The sequence below is a fragment of the Actinomycetospora sp. ABD4_176 genome (genome assembly GCF_056311855.1).
Window position 1 is genome coordinate 1,271,354 of record NZ_CM149974.1, and the last position, 20,380, is coordinate 1,291,733.

At 76.0% G+C, this 20,380-nt stretch carries 20 protein-coding genes and 1 pseudogene; 2 read left to right on the plus strand and 19 right to left on the minus strand.

The genetic code is table 11. From position 1 onward, the window contains the following. Positions 1-19 precede the first annotated feature (19 nt). Positions 20-604 carry a bifunctional pyr operon transcriptional regulator/uracil phosphoribosyltransferase PyrR gene (gene pyrR, locus ACYX4T_RS06200; RefSeq protein ID WP_476013686.1) on the minus strand — a complete coding sequence of 195 codons (585 nt, stop codon included), beginning with the start codon at positions 602-604 and terminating at the stop codon, positions 20-22. Positions 605-920: 316 nt separating this feature from the next. Between pyrR and bldD the strand changes: the two genes are divergently transcribed. Beyond that, a complete protein-coding gene (bldD, locus tag ACYX4T_RS06205) occupies positions 921-1,415 on the plus strand; it encodes a transcriptional regulator BldD (RefSeq protein ID WP_337698787.1) in 495 nt (164 codons plus the stop codon). Positions 1,416-1,525: 110 nt separating this feature from the next. Here bldD and nusB read toward each other — a convergent pair. From nusB to ACYX4T_RS06220, 3 genes and pseudogenes are all read right to left on the minus strand, one after another. Further along, a pseudogene (gene nusB / locus ACYX4T_RS06210) lies at positions 1,526-1,975 on the minus strand (transcription antitermination factor NusB); the annotation flags it as partial. Further along, complete coding sequence (gene efp, locus ACYX4T_RS06215) at positions 1,976-2,539, minus strand: elongation factor P (protein ID WP_476013687.1); 564 nt, start codon at positions 2,537-2,539, stop codon at positions 1,976-1,978. A gap of 14 nt (positions 2,540-2,553) precedes the next feature. After that, the gene (locus tag ACYX4T_RS06220; RefSeq protein WP_476013688.1) at positions 2,554-3,693 is read right to left on the minus strand and encodes a M24 family metallopeptidase; all 1,140 of its coding nucleotides are present in this window, start codon (positions 3,691-3,693) and stop codon (positions 2,554-2,556) included. A gap of 40 nt (positions 3,694-3,733) precedes the next feature. On the opposite strand from ACYX4T_RS06220, the gene ACYX4T_RS06225 reads away from it, so the two are divergent. Next, positions 3,734-4,762: a hypothetical protein gene (locus ACYX4T_RS06225; RefSeq protein WP_476013689.1), complete on the plus strand. Its 1,029-nt coding sequence runs from the start codon at positions 3,734-3,736 to the stop codon at positions 4,760-4,762. 63 nt (positions 4,763-4,825) lie between these two features. Here the strand turns inward: ACYX4T_RS06225 and aroB are convergent, their stop codons facing one another. The 15 genes from aroB to ACYX4T_RS06300 all read right to left on the minus strand — a co-directional run bounded on the left by aroB (position 4,826) and on the right by ACYX4T_RS06300 (position 20,340). Continuing rightward, complete coding sequence (gene aroB, locus ACYX4T_RS06230) at positions 4,826-5,914, minus strand: 3-dehydroquinate synthase (protein ID WP_476013690.1); 1,089 nt, start codon at positions 5,912-5,914, stop codon at positions 4,826-4,828. Continuing rightward, complete coding sequence (locus tag ACYX4T_RS06235) at positions 5,901-6,428, minus strand: shikimate kinase (protein ID WP_476013691.1); 528 nt, start codon at positions 6,426-6,428, stop codon at positions 5,901-5,903. The genes aroB and ACYX4T_RS06235 overlap by 14 nt, the downstream gene beginning before the upstream one ends. After that, the gene (gene aroC / locus ACYX4T_RS06240; protein WP_476015199.1) at positions 6,425-7,621 is read right to left on the minus strand and encodes a chorismate synthase; all 1,197 of its coding nucleotides are present in this window, start codon (positions 7,619-7,621) and stop codon (positions 6,425-6,427) included. Before aroC ends, ACYX4T_RS06235 begins: the two co-directional genes overlap by 4 nt. A gap of 26 nt (positions 7,622-7,647) precedes the next feature. Next, positions 7,648-8,271 carry a prepilin peptidase gene (locus tag ACYX4T_RS06245; protein ID WP_476013692.1) on the minus strand — a complete coding sequence of 208 codons (624 nt, stop codon included), beginning with the start codon at positions 8,269-8,271 and terminating at the stop codon, positions 7,648-7,650. Positions 8,272-9,079: 808 nt separating this feature from the next. Beyond that, complete coding sequence (locus ACYX4T_RS06250) at positions 9,080-9,952, minus strand: shikimate dehydrogenase (protein ID WP_476013693.1); 873 nt, start codon at positions 9,950-9,952, stop codon at positions 9,080-9,082. After that, the gene (locus ACYX4T_RS06255; protein ID WP_476013694.1) at positions 9,953-11,512 is read right to left on the minus strand and encodes an endolytic transglycosylase MltG; all 1,560 of its coding nucleotides are present in this window, start codon (positions 11,510-11,512) and stop codon (positions 9,953-9,955) included. It abuts the gene before it with no gap. After that, positions 11,509-11,967: a Holliday junction resolvase RuvX gene (gene ruvX, locus ACYX4T_RS06260; protein ID WP_476013695.1), complete on the minus strand. Its 459-nt coding sequence runs from the start codon at positions 11,965-11,967 to the stop codon at positions 11,509-11,511. The genes ACYX4T_RS06255 and ruvX overlap by 4 nt, the downstream gene beginning before the upstream one ends. 7 nt (positions 11,968-11,974) lie before the next feature. Further along, positions 11,975-14,644, minus strand: coding sequence for an alanine--tRNA ligase (gene alaS / locus ACYX4T_RS06265; protein WP_476013696.1), 2,670 nt, complete (start codon positions 14,642-14,644; stop codon positions 11,975-11,977). A gap of 69 nt (positions 14,645-14,713) precedes the next feature. Then, positions 14,714-15,016: a hypothetical protein gene (locus ACYX4T_RS06270; protein WP_476013697.1), complete on the minus strand. Its 303-nt coding sequence runs from the start codon at positions 15,014-15,016 to the stop codon at positions 14,714-14,716. Next, on the minus strand, positions 15,013-15,411 hold the full coding sequence (locus ACYX4T_RS06275) for a DUF948 domain-containing protein (RefSeq protein ID WP_274231116.1): 399 nt from the start codon (positions 15,409-15,411) through the stop codon (positions 15,013-15,015). Before ACYX4T_RS06275 ends, ACYX4T_RS06270 begins: the two co-directional genes overlap by 4 nt. Before the next feature lie 151 nt (positions 15,412-15,562). Next, positions 15,563-16,414 carry a hypothetical protein gene (locus ACYX4T_RS06280; RefSeq protein WP_476013698.1) on the minus strand — a complete coding sequence of 284 codons (852 nt, stop codon included), beginning with the start codon at positions 16,412-16,414 and terminating at the stop codon, positions 15,563-15,565. 204 nt (positions 16,415-16,618) lie between these two features. Beyond that, positions 16,619-18,022 (minus strand): replication-associated recombination protein A, encoded by a 1,404-nt coding sequence (locus ACYX4T_RS06285; protein WP_476013699.1) that lies wholly within the window; start codon positions 18,020-18,022, stop codon positions 16,619-16,621. 19 nt (positions 18,023-18,041) lie between these two features. Then, entirely contained in the window at positions 18,042-18,479 is a 438-nt protein-coding gene (locus ACYX4T_RS06290; RefSeq protein WP_476013700.1) for a hypothetical protein, read from the minus strand. 2 nt (positions 18,480-18,481) lie between these two features. Then, on the minus strand, positions 18,482-19,360 hold the full coding sequence (locus ACYX4T_RS06295) for a polysaccharide deacetylase family protein (RefSeq protein ID WP_476013701.1): 879 nt from the start codon (positions 19,358-19,360) through the stop codon (positions 18,482-18,484). An 11-nt stretch (positions 19,361-19,371) separates the two neighbouring features. Beyond that, the gene (locus ACYX4T_RS06300; RefSeq protein ID WP_476013702.1) at positions 19,372-20,340 is read right to left on the minus strand and encodes an asparaginase; all 969 of its coding nucleotides are present in this window, start codon (positions 20,338-20,340) and stop codon (positions 19,372-19,374) included. Positions 20,341-20,380 lie beyond the last annotated feature (40 nt).

Consider the following 20,380-nt stretch of genomic DNA (forward strand, 5'->3'; position numbering starts at 1 on the left):
CTCGTGCTCGTGTCTGTGCTCATCGCAGGCTCACCCCGTCCTCGCCGTCGACCTCGACGAGGCGCACGGCCACGTCCTCGGAGCGGCTGGTCGGCACGTTCTTCCCGACGTAGTCCGCGCGGATCGGCAGCTCGCGGTGCCCGCGGTCGACGAGGACCGCGAGCTGGACCGCGCGCGGGCGGCCGTGGTCGCGCAGGGCGTCGAGCGCCGCGCGCACCGTGCGCCCGGAGAACAGGACGTCGTCGACGAGCACGACCACCGCGTCGTCGATGCCGCCCGGCGGCAGCTCGGTCTCCGCGAGCGCGCGGGTGGGGCGCAGCCGCAGGTCGTCGCGGTAGAGGGTGGGGTCGAGGGTGCCGGTCGGCACGACGGCCCCGGTGATCTCGCCGATGCGCTCGGCGAGCCGGCGCGCGAGGTAGGTGCCGCGGGTCGGCAGACCCAGCAGGACGACCGGAGCCGTTCCGCCGTCGGGGGCGGTGCGCTCGATGATCTCGTGGGCGACGCGGGCCACGGTGCGCGCGAGATCGGCCGCCGAGAGGAGCTCGCGCTCACCCTCGGCACTCGCGCCACCCGACCCGGGTGCGCCGCGGCGCCGTGACGGCACGCGGACGACCCTCCTTCTCCGCCTCGCCGGACGGCTCTTAAAGGATGTCGGTCAGGACTGGCTCCGACACTATCAGCGACGACGCGCCGATCTCCGGCCGCCCGTGTGACCCTCGTCGTCGCTCTGCTCCGACCCAAGCGCTACGCGCCGTGGTCCGTGCCCGGACGGAGTGCTGCGAGCCACACCGGCGACGATCCGCCCGATCCTCGGCTTGACCATGTGACGACCCGGGGCGCATCATCACTCTCCGTATCGACTTCGCTGGGTGCACGGGCGGGGCGAGCCGGGCGACGCGAGAGGACGGGGTGTCCGCCAGATGGGTGACTACGCGAAGGCGCTGGGGTCGAAGCTCCGGGGCATCCGCCAGCAGCAGGGTCTGTCCCTGCACGGCGTCGAGCAGAAGTCGGGCGGCCGGTGGAAGGCCGTCGTGGTCGGGTCCTACGAGCGCGGCGACCGCGCGGTGACCGTCCAGAAGCTCGCCGAGCTCGCCGACTTCTACGGCGTCCCCGTGGCCGAGCTGCTGCCCGAGGGCCGCGTGCCCTCCGGGTCGGAGCCCGCCGCCAAGATCGTCATCAACCTCGAGCGGCTGCAGCAGCTGCCCGCCGAGAAGGCCGGGCCGCTCGCCCGCTACGCGGCGGCGATCCAGAGCCAGCGCGGCGACTACAACGGCAAGGTCCTCTCCATCCGCAACGAGGACCTGCGCTCGCTCGCGATCATCTACGACATGAGCCCGGGCGAGCTGTCCGACCAGCTCGTCGACTGGGGCGTCCTGCCGCCCGAGGCGCGCGTCGCCCGGGCCTTGGACGAGTAGGGACGAGTAGGCACGAGCAGGGGCTCCTAGCCCTCGCGCGGCTCGCCGTCGGCGGGCGCCTGCTCGTCCGCCGGCGCCAGCTCGACACCCGCCGGGACCTCGACGCGGTCGGGGCTCGGCGGCGCCACCGTGCCCGGGCGGCCCGACGACACCCCCGCCAGCACCCCGTTGACGAAGCGCGGCGAGTCGTCGGTCGACAGCTCGCGGGCGAGGTCGATGGCCTCGTCGATGGCGACCGGGTCGGGCACGTCCTGCGACCAGCGGATCTCGAACACCCCGATCCGCAGGATCATCCGGTCGACGGCCGGCATGCGCGCCATCGTCCAGCCCCGCGAGTACGACGAGATGACCTCGTCGATCTCGTCGCGGTGGGCCACGACGCCCTCGACCAGCGAGGCCGCGAACTCCGAGACCGGCGGCGCGTCGGCGCCCGCGATGCGCCGGGCGAGGACCTCCTGGGGGTCCTCGCCCCGGGCCTCGGACTCGAAGAGGATGTCGAGGGCCCGCTTGCGGGCCTTCGAGCGGGAGCCCTTCCGGGGCTCGGCTCCGCTGCGTGTCACCTAGCTGCTCACGCGACCCAGGTAGCGCCCGTCGCGGGTGTCGACCTTGACCTTCGTGCCCGTCTCGAGGAACAGCGGGACCTGGATCTCCGCGCCCGACGACACCGTGGCCGGCTTCGTGCCGCCGGTGGACCTGTCGCCCTGCACGCCCGGGTCGGTGTGCGTGATCTCGAGCTCGACCGAGGCCGGGAGCTCGATGTAGAGCGGCACGCCGTCGTTGAACGACACCTGCACCTCCTGGTTCTCCAGGAGGAACCGCGACTGGTCGCCCACCGTCGCGGCGTTCACCGGCACCTGCTCGTAGTCGGCGGCGTCCATGAAGATGAAGTCGTCGCCGTCGCGGTAGAGGTAGGTCATGTCGCGCCGGTCGACGTTGGCGGTCTCGACCTTGGTGCCCGCGTTGAAGGTCTTGTCGACGACCTTGCCGGTCATGACGTTCTTCAGCGTCGTGCGGACGAAGGCCCCGCCCTTGCCGGGCTTGACGTGCTGGAACTCGGTGACGGTCCAGAGGTTGCCGTCGATCCGCAGCACGAGGCCGTTCTTCAGGTCGTTCGTCGTCGCCACGGGAGCGCTCTCTCCTACGGGTCGTCCCGGAACTCGAGATCCCGGGGGCTCTGCGTGAGGGACACGGCACCGTCGTCGGTGACGACGAGCGTGTCCTCGATACGGACCCCGCCCCGCCCGGCCAGGTACACCCCCGGCTCGACGGTGACCGTCATGCCCGCGTCCAGGGTAGCGGTCGCGGTCGCGGACACCGCCGGAGCCTCGTGGATGACGAGCCCGACGCCGTGGCCGAGACCGTGCACGAACTGCTCGCCGAACCCCGCCGCGGCGATGACCCCGCGTGCCGCCGCGTCGACGTCGCGCGTGGCGACGCCCGGGGCGAGCGCCGCGCGCCCGGCCGCCGCGGCCTCGGCGACGAGGGCGTGGAGGTCGCGCTGCCAGTCGGCGGGGGTGCCGATGAGGATCGTGCGGGTCATGTCGGAGTGGTAGCCGTCGACGAGCGCACCGAAGTCCATGGTCAGCAGGTCGCCGTCGACCAGCGGCGCGTCGGTCGGGCGGTGGTGCGGGATCGCCGCGTGGGCGCCGGCCGCGACGATCGAGTCGAACGACGGCCCCTCCGCGCCGGCCTCGCGCATCCGCTCCTCGAGGTCGCGGGCCACCTCGCGCTCGGTGCGCCCCGGGGCCAGGCCGCCGGCCGCGATCATCCCGGCCAGCGCGACGTCCGCGGCCGCGCACGCCTGGCGCAGCGCGTCCACCTCGCCGGCGTCCTTGACCGCCCGCAGGGTCTCGACGAGGCCCGGCGCGCGGCGCAGCTCGCCGTGCTCCAGGGCCGCGAGCAGGTCGGCGTGCCCGTCGACCGTCACGTGGGCGCTGTCGAACCCGACGGTGCCGCTGCTGCCGCTGGTGCCGCTGCTGAGCAGGGCGGGGGCGCAGGCCCGCTCGACGAGGACCGCGAGGTCGGGGGTCTGGGCGGCGGCCTGCGTGGTGTAGCGGCCGTCGGTGGCGAGCACCGTGCGGTCCTCGCCGCGGTCGGCCTCGTCGTCGGCGTGGACCAGCAGCGCGGCGTTCGACCCGGTGAAGCCGGTCAGGTAGCGGACGTTGACCAGATCGGTGACGAGCAGCGCCTCCAGACCGGCCTCGCGCAGGAGCCGGCGCAGCGCGTCGCGGCGCCGCGCGTGCCCGCCGGGCGCGCGCTCCGGACGGGTGGGCTCCACACCCGTCAGCGTAGAAGAGGGCGCGTCGTACGGTGTCGGTGTGCTCCCCGCCTCGGTCCGGTTGCGTCCCTGGGCTCTGCGCGCGCTCGTGCTGGCTCCCGTGTTCGGCGTCGCGCAGGCGGCGTTCGTGGCGCTGCGGTCGTGGTCGCCCGACATGCTGCGGCTCTGGAGCGTCCTGTTGCTCCTCGTCGTCGCGGCGGTCGTGATCGGCTGGGTGGGCGCGGAGATCGTGCTCGACCGGCGGCCGCCGGAGTGGACCTGGTTCTTCGCCGCGCTGGCCGCGGCGCCGGGTGCCGGGCTGCTGAGCTGGATCCTGCTCGCCCTGTTCGTCGACGACACCGGGGTCGCCGACCTCCAGTCCGCGCTCGTCGGACGGGCCTCCTTCACCGCGCTGCTGATCCTCGCCGCGGTGTTCGTCGGGTCCCGCCTGGGCTGGCTGTCGATGCGCCGCCACGGCGAGGGCGCCGACGACCCGATGCTCGACGCCGACGACGACGCCGTCGCGGCCCAGGCCGCGCTCGACCGCGCCGACGTCACGCCCGACCCCCGCGCCCCCTCGGCCGCGCGCGCCGCGGCCCGCGTCGGCGTCGTCCCGACCACGGTCCGCCCGGCCGAGCCGGCGGTGGCGGGCGTGCGCAGGCCGCGACGGCGCGCGCCGGAGCGGGTGCCCGAGGGTCCCGAGGTCGCGGGTCCCGAGGTCGCCGAGCGGGAGCGGATGCCCGAGGCGCCGCGCCTGGCCGGCCGGCGGCGGGTGTCGACGGTGCGCCCCGCCGGCGGGGACGTGTCCTCGCCGTTCGGGGCCGACGCGACCGGCGCGGGCTCGGCGGGCTCGCCGGGCTCGATCGCGGACGTGCCCGAGTCGATGGAGCCGCCGGTGGTCGCGGTTCTGCCCGCCTTCCCGCGCCCGGGCGGCCCGCTCGACCCGACCGGCAGCCAGCCGGCCGTGGACGCCTCGGACCTCGACGGTCGGGGCGGTCCGGGCGGTGGCGAGCCCGCCGAGTCCTCCGAGTCCTCCGAGCCGGAGCGGGGCCCGCGCCGGAGGTTCGGGCTGCGGCGGCCGAAGGGCTGAGCCTTCGCCCCTCGCGCCTTCCCGCCCCTCGCCGCCTTCCCCTCGCTGCCTTCCCGCCCCTCGTCAGCCGGCCAGCGCGGCGTAGGCGGCGGCGAGGTCCGCCGGGTCGGGGCCCTCGAGCCGCCCGGGGTTCGCGAGCCCGTCGAGCACGACGAAGCGCAGCAGCGCGCCCCGCGACTTCTTGTCCAGGCGCATGGTCCCGACGAGCTCGTCGAACGCGTCGGCGGGGTAGGTCGTCGGGAGCCCGACGGCCCGCAGGGTGGCGGCGTGCCGGTCGGCGGTGGCGTCGTCGAGGCGCCCGGCGCGCCGGGCCAGCTCGGCCGCGAACACCAGGCCCACCGACACCGCCTCGCCGTGACGCCACCGGTAGCGCTCGCGGCGCTCGACCGCGTGGCCGAGCGTGTGCCCGTAGTTGAGGATCTCGCGCAGGTGCGATTCGCGGAGGTCGGCGGCCACGACGTCGGCCTTGACCCGGATCGAGCGCACGACGAGCTCGCCGAGTGCGTCGCCGGCCGGGTCGAGGGCGGCGGCCGGGTCGGCCTCGACGAGGTCGAGGATCGCGGGGTCGGCGATGAACCCCGTCTTGATCACCTCGGCCATCCCGGCGGCCAGCTCGGCGCGGCTGACGGTGGTGAGGCTGTCGAGGTCGGCGACCACGGCGGCGGGCTCGTGGAACGCACCGACCAGGTTCTTGCCGGCGCCGGTGTTGATGCCGGTCTTGCCGCCGACCGCGGCGTCGACCATCGCCAGCAGCGTCGTCGGCACGTGCACCACGCGGACGCCGCGCATCCAGCACGCGGCGACGAAGCCGACGAGGTCGGTGGCCGCTCCCCCGCCGACGGCCACGAGCGCGTCGGAGCGGGTCACGCCGAGGCGCCCGAGCTCCTCCCAGCACCGGCCGGCGGTGGCGAGGTCCTTGCCGTCCTCGCTCGCGGGCAGGGCGAGCAGGTGCACGCGGGCGCCCTGCGCCTCGAGGGCCTCCCGGACCGCGCCCGCGATCCCCGCGACCGCGGGCTGGTGGCACACGACGACCGTCGCGGTGCCGGCGAGGGTCGCGGCGACCGCGCCGGTGATCCCGCGGCCGACGACCACGTCGTACGGGGCGGCCGTGGCGACGTGGACGCGCTGCTCGGTGGCGCTACCCGCGGGCACGGTCGCCCTCCGGGGTGAGGGCGGCGAGCACGGCGTCGACGACGGCGTCGGGCTCGAGGTCGTCGGTGGCGATCTCGTGGCGGGCGACGGCGCGGTAGACCGGCAGGCGCTCGGAGAGCAGCGCCGAGAACGTGGCGCGCGGGTTGACGCCGGCGAGCAGCGGGCGCGCCGTCGAGAGGCCGACCCGGCGCACGCCGGCGGCGAGCCCGACCGCGAGGAAGACCACGGGGTGGCCCTCGAGGTCGGCGCGCACGCCCTCGGTCATCGGGGCGCCGCCGCCGAGGGCGAGGACGCCGTCGTGCTCGGCGAGCGCGGTCGCGACCGCCTCGCGCTCCATCGCCCGGAACGCGGGCTCGCCGTCGGTGAGGAAGATGTCGCTGATCGCCCGGCCCTCGCGGGCCTCGACGATCGTGTCGCTGTCGGTGAAGGGCACCCCGAGGCGGGCCGCGAGCCGCTCCCCCACCGTCGACTTGCCGGCACCGGGCGGGCCCACGAGGACCACGACGGGGCTCACGGCTCGCTCCGCAGCAGGTGCGGGTCGATGCCCGCCCGGTAAGCCTCGAGGTTGCGGGTGGTCTCGCGCAGCGAGTCGCCGCCGAACTTCTCCAGGGCCGCGTCGGCGAGCACGAGCGCGACCAGGGCCTCGGCCACCACCCCGGCCGCGGGCACCGCGCAGACGTCGGAGCGCTGGTGGTGGGCGGTGGCGGCCTCGCCGGTGGCGGTGTCGACCGTGGCCAGCGCGCGGGGCACCGTCGAGATCGGCTTCATGGCCACGCGGGCGCGCAGCGGCTCGCCGTTGGTCATGCCGCCCTCGATGCCGCCGGCGCGGTTGGAGGCGCGGCTGATGCCGGGGGCGGCGAGGTGCATCTCGTCGTGGGCCTGCGAGCCGCGGCGGCGGGCGGTGGTGAAGCCGTCGCCGATCTCGACGCCCTTCATCGCCTGGATGCCCATGAGGGCGGCGGCCAGGCGGGCGTCGAGACGCCGGTCGGCCTGGACGTAGGAGCCGAGCCCCACCGGCAGGCCGTGGGCGACGACCTCGACCACGCCGCCCAGGGTGTCGCCGTCCTCCTTGGCGGCGTCGACCTCGGCCACCATCGCCGCGGTCGAGGCCTCGTCGACCGCGCGGACCGGGGAGGCGTCGATGCGCTCGCCGTCGCCGGGCAGCGGGATCGCGCCGGGCGTCGCGTCGGCGGTGCCCAGGCTGACCACGTGCGAGAGCACCTCGACCCCGAGCGCCTGGGCGAGGAATGCCTTGGCCACCGCACCGAGCGCGACCTTGGCCGCCGTCTCGCGGGCGCTGGCGCGTTCGAGCACCGGGCGGGCCTCGTCGAAGGCGTACTTGGTCATGCCGGCGAGGTCGGCGTGCCCCGGGCGGGGCCGGGTCAGCGGCGCGTTGCGGGCGCGCCCCTCGATGAGGGCGGGGTCGACGGGGTCGGCCGACATGACCGTCTCCCACTTGGGCCACTCGGAGTTCGCGATCCGGATGGCCACCGGGCTGCCGAGCGTCACGCCGTGGCGCAGGCCCCCGGAGATCTCGATCTCGTCGGCCTCGAAGCTCATCCGCGCGCCGCGCCCGTAGCCCAGGCGCCGCCGCGCCAGCTCCGCCGACACCTCCTTCGAGCTCACCGACACGCCCGCGACCATGCCCTCGAGCACCGCCGTGAGCGCCGCCCCGTGCGACTCGCCTGCCGTCAACCACCGCAACACGGGCCCATCGTTCCACGCCGCGGCGATCACGGTGTCCACCCGGCGGCGAGGCTCACGGAGAGCACGACCCAGGCCGCGAGCAGCAGTGGAGGGCCGAACGGGACGCGGCGCGAGCGACCTGCCGACGCCAGGACCAGGACCCCGACCGCGCCCAGCACGACGGCGAGCACCGGGGCTGCCGGTGACGCCGCCGCGAGGGGCGCGCCGAGCGACGGGGCGAGCTTGACGTCGCCCGCGCCGAGGGCTCCCGGCACCGCGAGGTGCACGGCCGCGAAGGCCCCGCCGAGCAGGAGCGCGCCGCCCGCCCCCGTCGCCGTCGTCGCGGTGCCGAGCGGGAGCAGGGCGAGGAGTGAGACGCCGACCGCGGGCAGGGTGAGGGCGTCGGGCAGGCGGTGCGCGGCGAGGTCGACCGCGCTGCCGGCCACCACCAGCGCGCCGAGCACGAGCCAGGGCGGGAGCCACGCGGCCGGCACCGTGCCGGCCCCGACGAGGCCCGCCGCCACCGCCCACAGCACGGCGAGCGCGCCGCTGCTCCCTGCTCGAGAGACCAGCGCTCCGCGCCGCATGCGGGCCAGCGCCGCCCGCAGCCCGGCGCCGACCAGCGCGCCCGCCCCACCGCCGCCGCCCGCGGCCACCAGCACCGTCGTCACGAACCCGAGCCTGCGCCCGACCCGTCCGCCCGGTCACGCACTGGGCCGTCCGCCTGTGGACGAACCCGGACGATGGGGACAGGGCACGACATCCGTGGGGTGCCGGGGCGCTGGGGCGGCGACAGCCGACACCGGCGTCCCGATCCGTGCGGGGTCGGGACAGGGCCCGGACGACCTATGCCCAAGATCGCGTCGAGACCGACAGCGAGGTGGCATGGCGGTCGCCGCGGCTCTCGGCGACCGTCCGACGCTCGGCACCGGCACCCGTGGTCGTCGGAGCCCGTCACGAGAACGTTCCGACGGCCTGCGCTGTCGATCGCCCGATCCGCGTGTGGACCGATACCCGACCCGTACGACCTATGCCCGAGATCGCATCGAGACCGACGAGCGTGATCCGAGCGGGAGCGACGCCGACAGCGGGGGCGGCGGAGAGCGCGCGGCCGGGGTGCAGGACCGCCCTCACGACGAGAGCACGTCGGCGCCGGCAGCCGGGGCGGCGATCGGCGCGGCGGTCTGGCGCGGCGCGCGGCGGTCTGCCGCGGCCGGGCGAGCGGCCGGCCGGCCGGGCGGCGCGGCGATCGGAGGGTTGGGGCCCGCGGCGACTCTCGATGGCCGTCCGCGACTCGAGATCGGCAGCGAATCCGTTGCTCGAGCTCGGCACGTGGATCGATCCGATGCTCGATTTCGCCAGGGACGAGACGTCCGGGGTGACGGGCTCGGCGGCCGTCGCGCTCGGCGGTCGGTCTCGGCGCGATCATGGGCATAGGTCGCCGACCCCGCCATCGCGCCGGAGCGCCGACGTCGCCGCTCAGGTCGGCAGCGGCAGCAGCGGCAGCAGCGGCAGGTCGGCCGTGGCGGCGAGGGCCCCGTGCATCGCCGCGCGGGGCGCCGGGAGGCCCGTGAACTGCTCGACCTGCCCGAAGGCCTGGTGCAGCAGCATGTCCAGGCCCGTGGCCACGGACAGCCCGCGCCCCGCGGCCGCGGCGGCCAGGGGCGTGGGCCAGGGGTGGTAGACCGCGTCGAGGACCACCGCCCACTCCGGCAGCCCCGCCACGATCCAGGTCGCGCGGTCGGCATCGATGCTGCCGGCGGGCGTGGTGTTGATCAGGGCCGTGGCCCGCGCGAGGTCGGCGGGCTCGAGGTCGGGCCACGTCACCGCGCGGTGCACCAGGCCGTGCGCGCGGGCCACCGCCAGCGTCTCAGCGGCCCGGGCCTCGTCGCGCACGACGAGCGTCACCGCCGCCGAGCCCACCTCGTCGATCCCGCCCAGGGCCGCCGACGCCGTCGCCCCGCTGCCCAGCACCACGACGTCGGCCGTGCCCGCGGCGGCCGTCGGGGCGCGCACGCCGGCGGCGCGCAGGGCGCCGGCGACGCCGTCGACGTCCGTGCAGTCCGCCGCCCAGCCGCCGTCGCGGGGCACGAGGGTGTTCGCGGCCCCGACGCGCGAGGCGCGCGCGGACACGACGGTCGCCGTCTCCAGCGCCGCCCGCTTGCCCGGCATCGTCACCGACAGCCCCGCCCAGGACGCGTCGAGCCCGCGCACGAAGGCCGGCAGCTCCTCGGCGGTGCACTCGATCGCCTCGTAGGTCCAGCCGCCGAGCCCGAGCGCCTCGTACGCCGCGCGGTGCAGCACCGGCGAGCGCGAGTGGGACACCGGCGAGCCGAGGACCGCCGCGCGCACCTAGTAGACCCCGCGGGCCTGGGCCAGGCGCCGGTTGGCGTCGTGCTCCTCGGGCGTCACGGCGAAGCACGAGATGCCGTCGGTCTGGCACTTCACGAAGTACACCCACGGCCCCGGCGTCGGCTCCAGGGCCGCGCGGAGGGCCTCGGGGCTGACCGCGCCGATGGGGGTCGGGGTCAACCCGAAGTTGAGGTACGTGTTGTACGGGCCGGGGCGGGCGCGGTCGTACGGGCTGGTCAGGAGGGTCTGACGGTCCAGCGGATAGTTCACCGTCGAGTCGAACTGGAGGCGCATCGGCACCGCGAGCCGGTTGGCGATGACCCGCGTGACCTTCGCGAAGTCGGCGGGCACGCCCTCGCGCTCGGCCAGCGACGCGACGATCAGCGCGTCGTACGGCGCCACCCCCGCGGCCTCGGCGTCCGCCACCAGCCCGCCGGCCTCCAGCCGCGGGACGGAGGCCGTCACGACGGCGGTGAGCGCCTCGCGCGCCCCGGTGCCCGGGGCGATGTCGTAGGTGCCCGGGGCGAGCAGGCCCTCGAGGCGCCGGTTCGGCTCGGCACGGCGCACGCCCTCGAGCGCCCAGGTCGGCACCCCGAGCTCGGCCGGATCGGTCTCGGCCATCGCCGCGCGCAGGTCGTCGACGCTCGCGCACCGCTGCGCGCCCGTCTCGTCGACGGTGCACGTGGCGCGCGAGATCGCCGACAGCACGCCGGGCACGGTCGACGTGCCCGCGCCGGCGGTGTCGTCGAGCTGGGTGCCGCTGCGGATCTCCAGGCGCCCGACCCGACTGGCGGGGTCGAGCAGGGCCTCGACGGCGCCGGCCGCGGACATCTGGCGGCGCAGCTCGTAGAAGCCGGGCTGGATGCCGCGTCCGTTCGGGTCCTCCTCGGCGGCGTCGCCGAAGGCCCGCGCGGACGCGACGACGCCGGCAGCGACCAGCTCCTCGCCGATCGCGCGGGTGGACGACCCGTCGGCGACCTCGACGACGACCCGGCCCGACCCCGGCCCCTCGTAGTCGGGCGGGAAGAGCAGCGGCAGCAGGTCGCGGGCGAAGAACACCCCGCCGACCAGCGCGAACACGAGGATCCCGGCCACCGCCGGCCACAGCCACCGCCGCCGCGATCGACGGCGGTCCTCCGGCACGGTCCCGGTGTCCCGGCGCTCCGGGTCCGGGGCGTCGTCCTCCGGAGCGTCGCCCAGGAGCCACCCGGGGTCGGCCGCGTCGGCCGCGTCGGCCGTGTCCGCCGCGCCGCCCCCGGCGCCCTCGCCGGGGTCGGCGACGCCGGCGCTCCCCGCCGTCGCCGTCGTCTCGGTGTCCGCGTCGTCGCCGGGGAACGACCGCCGCCACTGCGCCGCGTCGTACCGGTCGGTCTCGGCGTCGGGGTGCACGCCCGACCGCGTCGAGGGGTGCTGCGGCGGCGGGTGCTGCTGGTGGCCGGCGACCCGGCGGACCCGGGGCCGGGCGGGCGCGGGTGACATCCGCACCAGCCGGCGCTCGGGGTGGGGCGCGCGGCCGTCGGGCCGGCCGGGTCGGCCGGGCCCGCCGTGACGTCCGGTCACGAGTCCTCCGCGCGGCCGGGCGCACCGTGCGCCCGGCGGGCGTCGAGGTGACCCTGCAGGATCCCGACGGCGGCGGCCTGGTCGATGACCCGACGCTGCTTGCGGCCCTTGACGCCGCGGTCGGAGAGCGTCCGGGTGGCGCTCACGGTGGTCAGCCGCTCGTCGGAGAGCACGACGGGCACCGCGCGGTCGCCGAGACGGCGCGTGAGGGCCTCGGCGTACTCCCGTGCGGTCTGCGCGGCCGGACCGTCGCGACCGGCGAGCGTCCGGGGAAGCCCCACGACCACCTCGACCACCTCGTGCTCGTCGACGAGCGCCACGAGCCGGTCCAGGTCGGTGCCGGCTCCGTCGTGATCGAGGGTAACGAGCGGTGTCGCGAGGACTCCGCCGGGATCGGACAGCGCGACGCCCACGCGCACGCTGCCGACGTCCACCCCGAGACGCCGACCGCTCACCGATCCGTCAGCCGCCAGCGCGGGCCACCTCGGCGCGCAGGGCCGCGATGGCCTCGTCCACCCCGGCGACCCCGCTGCCGCCGCCCTGGGCCAGGTCCGGCTTGCCGCCGCCCCGGCCGTTGACCGCGGGGGCGAAGGCCTTGACCAGGTCTCCGGCGGCGAGGCCGCGCTCGCGGGCGCCCTCGGTGGTGGCGACGACGAACGACACCTTGTCCCCGTCGGGGGCGAAGAGGGCCACGACGGCCGGCCGGCCCTGCATCCGCCCGCGGACGTCGCCGGCGAGCGAGCGCAGGTCCCCGCCCCCGACGCCCTCGGGCGTGCGGGCGGCGACGAGCGCGATCCCGCCGACGTCCTCGGCCCCGTCGACGAGCGAGCCGGCCGAGGACAGCACCTCGCGGGCGCGGATCGTCTCGAGCTCCTTCTCGGCGGCGCGCAACCGGTCGACCACCCCGGCGATGCGGTCGGGCAGCTCGTCGGGCTGGGCCCGGAACTGCTCGGCGAGCTGGTTGACCAGCACGTGCTCGCGGGCGAGGAACCGGAAGGCGTCGATGCCGACGAGGGCCTCGACGCGCCGCACGCCCGAGCCGACCGACCCCTCGCCGAGGAGCTTGACCAGGCCGAGCTGCCCGGTGCGCCCGACGTGGGTGCCGCCGCAGAGCTCGCGGGAGTAGTCGCCGATGTCGACGATCCGCACCTCGTCGCCGTAGCGCTCGCCGAACAGGGCGATCGCGCCGAGCCGGCGGGCCTCGTCCATCGACGTGACGTACGGGCGCACCTCGTCGTCGCCGAGCAGCACCGAGTTGACCTCGTCCTCGACGTCGGTGAGCACCGACGCCGGGACAGCCCCGCCGGGCGAGGTGAAGTCGAACCGCAGCCGGCCCGGGGCGTTGAGCGACCCGGCCTGGGCGGCGGCGTCCCCGAGCGCGCGGCGCATGCCGGCGTGCACGAGGTGGGTGGCGGTGTGCGAGCGCGAGATGGCGTGCCGGCGCTCGATGTCCACCTCGGGGTGCACGGCGGCGTCGCGGACGGCCTCGCCCTGCGTCACCCGGCCCCGGTGGACCTCCAGGCCCGGCACCGGCGTCTGGACGTCGTCGACCTCGACGACGAAGCCGTCGCCGACGATGCGCCCGGTGTCGGCCTGCTGCCCGCCGCCCTCGGCGTAGAACGGGGTGCGGTCGAGCAGCACCTCGACACGGCTGCCCTCCCCGGCGGTGTACACGGACTCGCCGTCGACGATCAGCCCGACGATCGTGGCGTCGGCGTGGAGCAGCTCGTAGCCGAGGAACTGCGTGAGCCCGGCGCGCTCGAGGATCTCGCGGTAGGCGTGGGCGTCGGCCCCGCCCTGCTTGCGCGCGGCGGCGTCGGCCTTGGCCCGGGCCCGCTGCTCGTCCATCAGCGTGCGGAAGGCACCCTCGTCGACCTGAAGCCCCTGCTCGGCGGCCATCTCGAGGGTGAGGTCGATGGGGAAGCCGTAGGTGTCGTGCAGGGCGAAGGCGCTGGCGCCGGCGATGGTGGTGCCGCCGCCGGAGCGGGTCTCGGCCACGGCACTGTCGAAGAGCTTCGAGCCGGTGGCCAGGGTGGCGAGGAAGGTCTCCTCCTCGGCACGCACGACGGCGGCGATGCGCTCGTAGGCGGTGAGCAGCTCCGGGTAGGACGGGCCCATCGCGTCGCGCACGACGCCGACGAGGTCGACGAGCACCGGCTCGGTGCACCCGAGGATGCGGGCGTTGCGGACCACCCGGCGCAGCAGGCGCCGCAGCACGTAGCCGCGGCCCTCGTTGCCCGGCGTGACGCCGTCGCCGATGACCATGGCGGCGGTCCGCACGTGGTCGGCGATGACGCGGAAGCGCACGTCGTCGGCCTCGGACTCGCCGTAGCGGCGGCCGGTGCGCTCCTGGGTGCGGTCGATGACCGGGCGCAGCAGGTCGGTCTCGTACACGTTGTCGACGCCCTGGAGCAGGAACGCGACGCGCTCGACGCCGAGGCCGGTGTCGATGTTCTTCTGCGGCAGCTCGCCCACCGGCGAGGCCCCGTACTTGGGGCTCTCGGTGCCGCGGACGTCCTGCATGAAGACGAGGTTCCAGATCTCCAGGTAGCGGTCCTCGTCGGCGACCGGACCGCCCTCGACCCCGTACTCGGGCCCGCGGTCGTAGTAGATCTCCGAGCACGGCCCGCCGGGGCCCGGGACCCCCATGTCCCAGTAGTTGTCGCGGCCGTCGCGGCGCTGGATGCGCTCGATCGGCAGGCCGGCGACCTCCTGCCACAGGCGCTCGGCCTCGTCGTCGTTCTCGTAGACGGTGACCCAGATGCGCTCGGGGTCGAAGCCGAAACCGCCGTCGTCGAGGCTCCCGGTGACCAGCGACCAGGCGTGGCGGATCGCGCCTTCCTTGAAGTAGTCGCCGAAGGAGAAGTTGCCCGCCATCTGGAAGAACGTGTTGTGGCGGGTGGTGTGGCCGACGTTCTCGATGTCGCCGGTGCGCACGCACTTCTGGATCGACGTGGCCGTGTCGTACGGGGCCGGGGCGTCGCCGAGGAAGTACGGCTTGAACTGGACCATCCCCGCGTTGACGAACAGCAGCGTGGGGTCGTCGAGGATCAGCGAGGCGCTGGGGACGGGGGTGTGACCGGCGTTCTCGAAGTGGGCGAGGAAACGTCGGCGGATCTCGTGGGTCTGCACGTCTGTCCTGCTCGGGAGCTCGTACGGAAGGGGACGCGAGAGGTGCGGGGTCTGCTCTGCGGCTGGCCCTCAGCGGGCGTGCGAGGCTCCCCGCCGGGGCGCTCGCGCGTGACGGGCCGACGTCGGCGGCTCGGGCCGCACGGGGATCTCGGTCGTGTCCTCCACCATCGCGTACAGCTCCTCGGCACGCTCGTTCATTCCGGCCCGCACCTCCGCCCCGAACGCACCGAGCCCCGCGCCGAGCTCGCGCAGGCCCTCGCCGAGGCTCGTGCCGATGCCCGCCGGCGTGGCCTTCTGGGTCATCTCGTTGACCTTGCGGGTGGCCGTGACGCCGACCGCGACGCCGACGCCGACCCAGAACAGACGCCTCATGCGCGCACGCTCCGCTTCGACTTGCTCTTCGCCGGCGGCCCGTTCTTGAGCTTGCGGGCCTGCTGGGCCTTGCGCAGCCCGTAGGACAGCGCCGCCACCTTCACCAGCGGGCCGCCGAGCGTGGCGGTGAACAGCGTGGTGAGCGCCTTCGTGTTGGCCGCGACGGCCTGGGCGCTGGCGGTGACGCCGTCGACGCGCTCGAGCTGGGTGTTCACCGAGGTGAGCGTGACGTTCGCGTCCGAGAGCAGCGGCTCGGTGCCCTCGTGGGCCTTGCGGATCGCGATCGTCGCCTCGTCCAGCGTCCGCCCCAGCTTGAGCAGCGGGATGGCGAGCAGCACCACCAGGATCACGAACGCCACCGCCGCGATGATCGCCGCGATCTGGCCGACCGACACGGTCTCCTCCTCGGTGCTGGGTGCGTGGCAGGTCCCCGGTCCGGCGTCCGGCCACACCCCCCGTGAGGGGTACCGCGGACGCCACCTGGCGCAGGTGGCGGCAGGCTACCGTGCGGGCGCGGCGCGTTCGCTGCCCGGCGGGTCGCGCAGATCAACAGTGCGGCAGGCCCAGGCCACCGCGGTAGGCCGGCGCGAGGTAGACCTCGGAGATGTAGCCGATGCGCCCGTCCGGGGCCAGCGCGCCGAGCCAGAGCTCGGAGACCGCGGCGTTGGGGTTCTGGCCGATGCTGGTGGACGTGAGGTCGGCGTTGGTGATGACCTCGCCGGTGAGCTGGCAGACGGCCTCGAACGTGGCGCCGCTCCACACGTCGGTGCCGGGGATCTTGCAGCCGGGCATGCGCGCGCAGTAGGCGACGGGGCGGGCCGACAGGTACGACGGCGTGCGGTCCTCGACGAGCTCGCCGGCGCCGATCGCGACCCGGTTCTGGACGAGGACGGTGCGCGGCTCGGGCGCGGGAGGCGCGGCGAGGACGAGCACGAGGGCCGTGGCGAGGCCCGCCACGAGCGCGACGAGCAGGACGAAGACCGCGATCTCCACCCGGCGCCGGGTCGACCGGCGGGCGGGCTGCGGTGGTGTCGCCGGGGCCGGCGGGGTCGGGTGCGGGGTCGGGGTCGGGGCGTCGGGCGACGACTCGCGCAGCCGGGCGTGCCGCGCCCGCCAGGCCGCCACCTCGTCGGCGTCGAGACCGACGGCGGCGAGCACGTCGGTGACGAGGTCGGCGTTCGGCAGCCCCGGCCCGCGCGTCGCGGTCGCGATGGTCGACTTGCCCCAGCCCGAGAGCTCCTCGGCCCGCCGCAACGACACGTCGCGCGCCCGCAGGACGTCGCGGAAGTCCGTGCAGAACCGCGCGGGCGAGTCGCCGCTCCCGCCACCCGTGCCGCTGCCGCCACTGTTCACGGCCCGGCCGGCCGTCGGCCCGGCCGCCGTCTCCCCGTCCGTCATGTCCCCCCGGTCCCCGTGTCCCCCCGGACCCGCCGAGATCATCCGTCATGGGCGCATGCCCTGCACAGCCGCTGTCCGGACGCTGTCCGGGACGCGACCGGACGGGCGAGGACGCGTCCTCCGAAACCTTCGTGCCGTTGGTCACGAAGACTGGGTGGTGTCGCGGGCGGCCGGGGGGCGCGCCCGCGACACCCTCAGCTCCGCTCAGGTCGGCGTGCCGCGCACGACCTCGCGCAGCCGCGCCAGCCGCGTCGCCCGGTCCCGCTCGTCGCCGCGCCCACCCGGCCGGTAGTAGTCGCGCCCGACCAGCTCGTCCGGCGGGTACTGCTGCGTGACGACTCCGGCCCGGTCGCCGTGCGGGTAGACGTAGCCGACGGCGTTCCCCTGCGCCTGGGCCCCCGCGTAGTGCCCGTCGCGCAGGTGCGGGGGCACGGGGCCGGCCGCGCCCTGGCGCACGTCGGCCATGGCCTCGTCGATCGCCGTGATCACGGCGTTCGACTTCGGCGCGGTCGCGAGGTGGATCGTCACCTGGGCGAGGTTGATGCGGGCCTCGGGCAGGCCGATCAGCGCCACGGCCTGCGCGGCGGCGACCGCGGCGGGCAGGGCGGTGGGGTCGGCGAGCCCGATGTCCTCGCTGGCGTGCACGACGAGGCGCCGGGCGATGAACCGCGGGTCCTCCCCCGCCACGATCATGCGGGCGAGGTAGTGCAGCGCGGCGTCGGGGTCGGAGCCGCGGATCGACTTGATGAACGCCGAGATGACGTCGTAGTGCTGGTCGCCCGCCCGGTCGTAGCGCACCGCGACCTCGTCGACGACCCGCTCGACGTCGGCCAGCGTGATCTCGCCCGTCCCCCCGACGGCGTCGGCGGCGGCCTCGAGGGCGGTCAGCGAGCGCCGCCCGTCGCCCGCGGCCAGGCGCACGAGGTGCGCGCGGGCCCCGGGGTGCAGGGTGACCGCGCCGCCGAGGCCGCGCGGGTCGGCGACGGCGCGGTCGAGCAGGGTGCCGACGGCCTCGTCGTCGAGGGCGTGCAGGCCCAGGACGAGCGACCGCGACAGCAGCGGCGCGACGACCGAGAAGCTCGGGTTCTCGGTGGTGGCGCCGACGAGCAGCACGACCCGGTCCTCGACGGCCGCGAGCAGCGCGTCCTGCTGGGTGCGCGAGAAGCGGTGGATCTCGTCGATGAACAGCACCGTGCGGCGCGGCTCCGTGGCGGCGAGGCGCCGGCGGGCGACCTCGATGACCCCGCGCACCTCCTTCACCCCGGCGTTGAGCGCGCTCAGGGCCTCGAACGCGCGCCCGGTGGCCTGCGAGATGAGGCGCGCGAGCGTCGTCTTGCCCGTGCCCGGCGGGCCGTGGAGCAGCACCGACGCCGGCGCCGCCCCCTCGACCAGGCGCCGCAGCGGCGCGCCGGGCGCCAGCAGGTGCTGCTGGCCGACGACCTCGTCGAGGCTCGCCGGCCGCATCCGCACCGCCAGGGGCGCCGCGACGCCACCGGTCGGCGCCGGCCGGTCCTCCACGACGCCCCGGGTGACGGGCCGGTCGGGGTCCGGGCCCGCGGGCGCCGCCGGCTCCGGGGCCTCGACCTCGAACAGCCCGTCGTCGCTCATGCCCCGCACGGTAGCGAGGTCAGCCGACGGCCCAGGCGGTCCCGGCGCGCGGGACGACGTCGACGGCGACCCCGTCGCGGGTCGTGAGCCGCCGCGTCGGCCCGGGGTCCGGCCCCGACAGCATGACCGGCCCGCCCCGCTGCGCGGCGGTGACGGCCACCCGCACGACCGCGTCGGCGAGGGCGAGGCCGTCGGCAGGCGCGGTGTCGACGAGCGGCGTCCCCGGTCGCACGGCGCGGGCCCGGGCGACGATCTCGTCGACGGAGTGCGCCGGCGGGAGGGCGCCCTGCGACCCGGAGAGCGTGTATCCCCCGGCCCAGGGCGCCACCCGCCAGCGCCAGGGCCCGAGCGCGCGGGTCAGGGCGGCGGCGAGCCGGCGGGAGGCGCCGGGGTCGGGCGGGCCGACCGTGTCCTCCCACGGCGCCCGCACCCGCCCCGACCCGCACGCACCGCACATGATCAGGAGCGTGGGTTCCGGGCGACGAAGTCCTGCGCGATCTCGTCGAACGTCGCCCAGCGCACCCCGTCGTGGCCGTCGATGTGGTCGATCAGCCGCTCCAGGGCCAGCAGCACCTGCGGGCGGCCGGAGACGTCGGGGTGGATCGTCATGGTGAAGGCCGCGTACTCGCACTCGCGGTGGGTCCAGTCGAACTGGTCGCGCCACATCTGCTCGATGTCGCGCGGGTTGACGAACCCGTGGCTGTTCGGGCTGCCCTTGATGAACATCATCGGCGGGAGGTCGTCGAGGTACCAGTTCGCCGGGATCTCGACGAGGTCGGTCTCCTGACCGCGCTCGAGCGGTTTCATCCACGACTCGGCGGGCCGGTCGTAGTCGATCGGTGTCCACCGGTCGCCGACCCGCACGTAGTACGGGGTGACGTCGCGGTGCATGAGCGAGTGGTCGTACCGGAAGCCGCGGTCGAGCAGGATCTCGTTGGTGACGCGGCTGAACTCCCACCAGGGCGCGACGTAGCCGGTGGGTCGGCGCCCGCTGCGGCGCTCGATGAGCTCGGTGCAGTAGTCGAGGATCGTCTCCTCCTGCTCGCGGCTCATGGCCAGCGGGTTCTCGTGGCTGTAGCCGTGCACGCCGATCTCGTGGCCGGCCGCGACGCAGGCGTCGAACTCGCCGGGGAAGGTCTCGACCGAGTGCCCGGGCCAGAAGAACGTCTGGGTGATCCCGCGCCGGCGGAACAGCTCGATCAGCCGCGGGACGCCGACCTCCCCGGCGAACAGCCCGCGCGAGATGTCGTCGGGCGAGTCCTGCCCGCCGTACGAGCCGAGCCAGCCGGCGACGGCGTCCACGTCGACGCCGAAGGCGACGAGGATCTCCTTGGACACGGGGTCCTCCCTCAGGTCAGGTGCTCGTCGAGGAGTGCCCGCGGGTCGCCCGGCTCAGCCGCGAGGGCGAGGCCGAGCAGCATCCGCGCCTGCCACGGGCTCATCTCCCCCACCGGGCGCGCGCCGGCCTCGACCAGCGCGGTGCCGCCCGTCGCGTAGCGCGGGGACACCGGGCCCTCGGCCACCCGGCTCGCGAGCAGCACGGTCACGCCGTCCGCCACGGCCTCGCCCACCGCCGCGACGACGTCCGGGGCCGCGTTGCCGATCCCCACGCCGGCGAGCACGACACCCCGCGCCCCGGCGGCGACGGCCGCGCGCAGCAGGGTGCCGTCGGCGCCGTGGTGGGCGGCGACGACGTCGACCCGCGGCGGGTCGGCGGCCACCAGCGGCAGCGCCGGGCGCCGCACCGGGTGCGACACACGCCGGACCCGCCCGTCGACGACGCGGTGCACCACCGACCCGCCGAAGGCGCCCGCCGCGAGGGTGTGGCGCTTGGCGACGCCCCGGGCGGCGAACACCTCGCCGTCGAAGCACAGGAGCACCCCGTCGCCGCGCACCTCGGGGTCGGCGGCCACGTCCAGCGCCGCGCGCAGGTTGGCGGGCCCGTCGGCACCGGGCTCGTCGGCGGCCCGCTGCGCGCCGGTGAGCACGACGGGGCGGCGGTCGTCGAGCAGGAGGTCCAGGCCGTAGGCGCTCTCCTCCATCGTGTCGGTGCCGTGGGTGACGACGACCCCGGCCGCGCCCGCGTCGAGGGCCGCCGTCACCGCGGCGTGCAGGCGGCGCAGGTCGTCCCACCCCATCGCGTAGCTGCCGGCGGTCTCGACGTCGGTGACGGTGATGTCCGCACCGATGTCCGCGGGGCCGTCGCCGGCGACCCCGGCGTCGGCCAGCAGCGCGCGGCCGTCCCGGGTGGCCCGGCGCGGCGCCGGGAAGCCGGTGCTAGCGATGGTGCCGCCGGTGGCGACGAGGTGGACGGGCATGAGAGGCCTCCCCGGTGGACGACGACTAGGGTCGTTCCCC

Coding starts and splice junctions, on each gene's coding strand:
- bldD (WP_337698787.1), top strand. CDS start 921: ATGGGTGACTACGCGAAGGCGCTGGGGTCGAAGCTCCGGGGCATCCGC.
- ACYX4T_RS06270 (WP_476013697.1), bottom strand. CDS start 15,016: ATGAGGCGTCTGTTCTGGGTCGGCGTCGGCGTCGCGGTCGGCGTCACG.
- ACYX4T_RS06280 (WP_476013698.1), bottom strand. CDS start 16,414: ATGACGGACGGGGAGACGGCGGCCGGGCCGACGGCCGGCCGGGCCGTG.
- ACYX4T_RS06285 (WP_476013699.1), bottom strand. CDS start 18,022: ATGAGCGACGACGGGCTGTTCGAGGTCGAGGCCCCGGAGCCGGCGGCG.
- ACYX4T_RS06290 (WP_476013700.1), bottom strand. CDS start 18,479: ATGTGCGGTGCGTGCGGGTCGGGGCGGGTGCGGGCGCCGTGGGAGGAC.
- ACYX4T_RS06300 (WP_476013702.1), bottom strand. CDS start 20,340: ATGCCCGTCCACCTCGTCGCCACCGGCGGCACCATCGCTAGCACCGGC.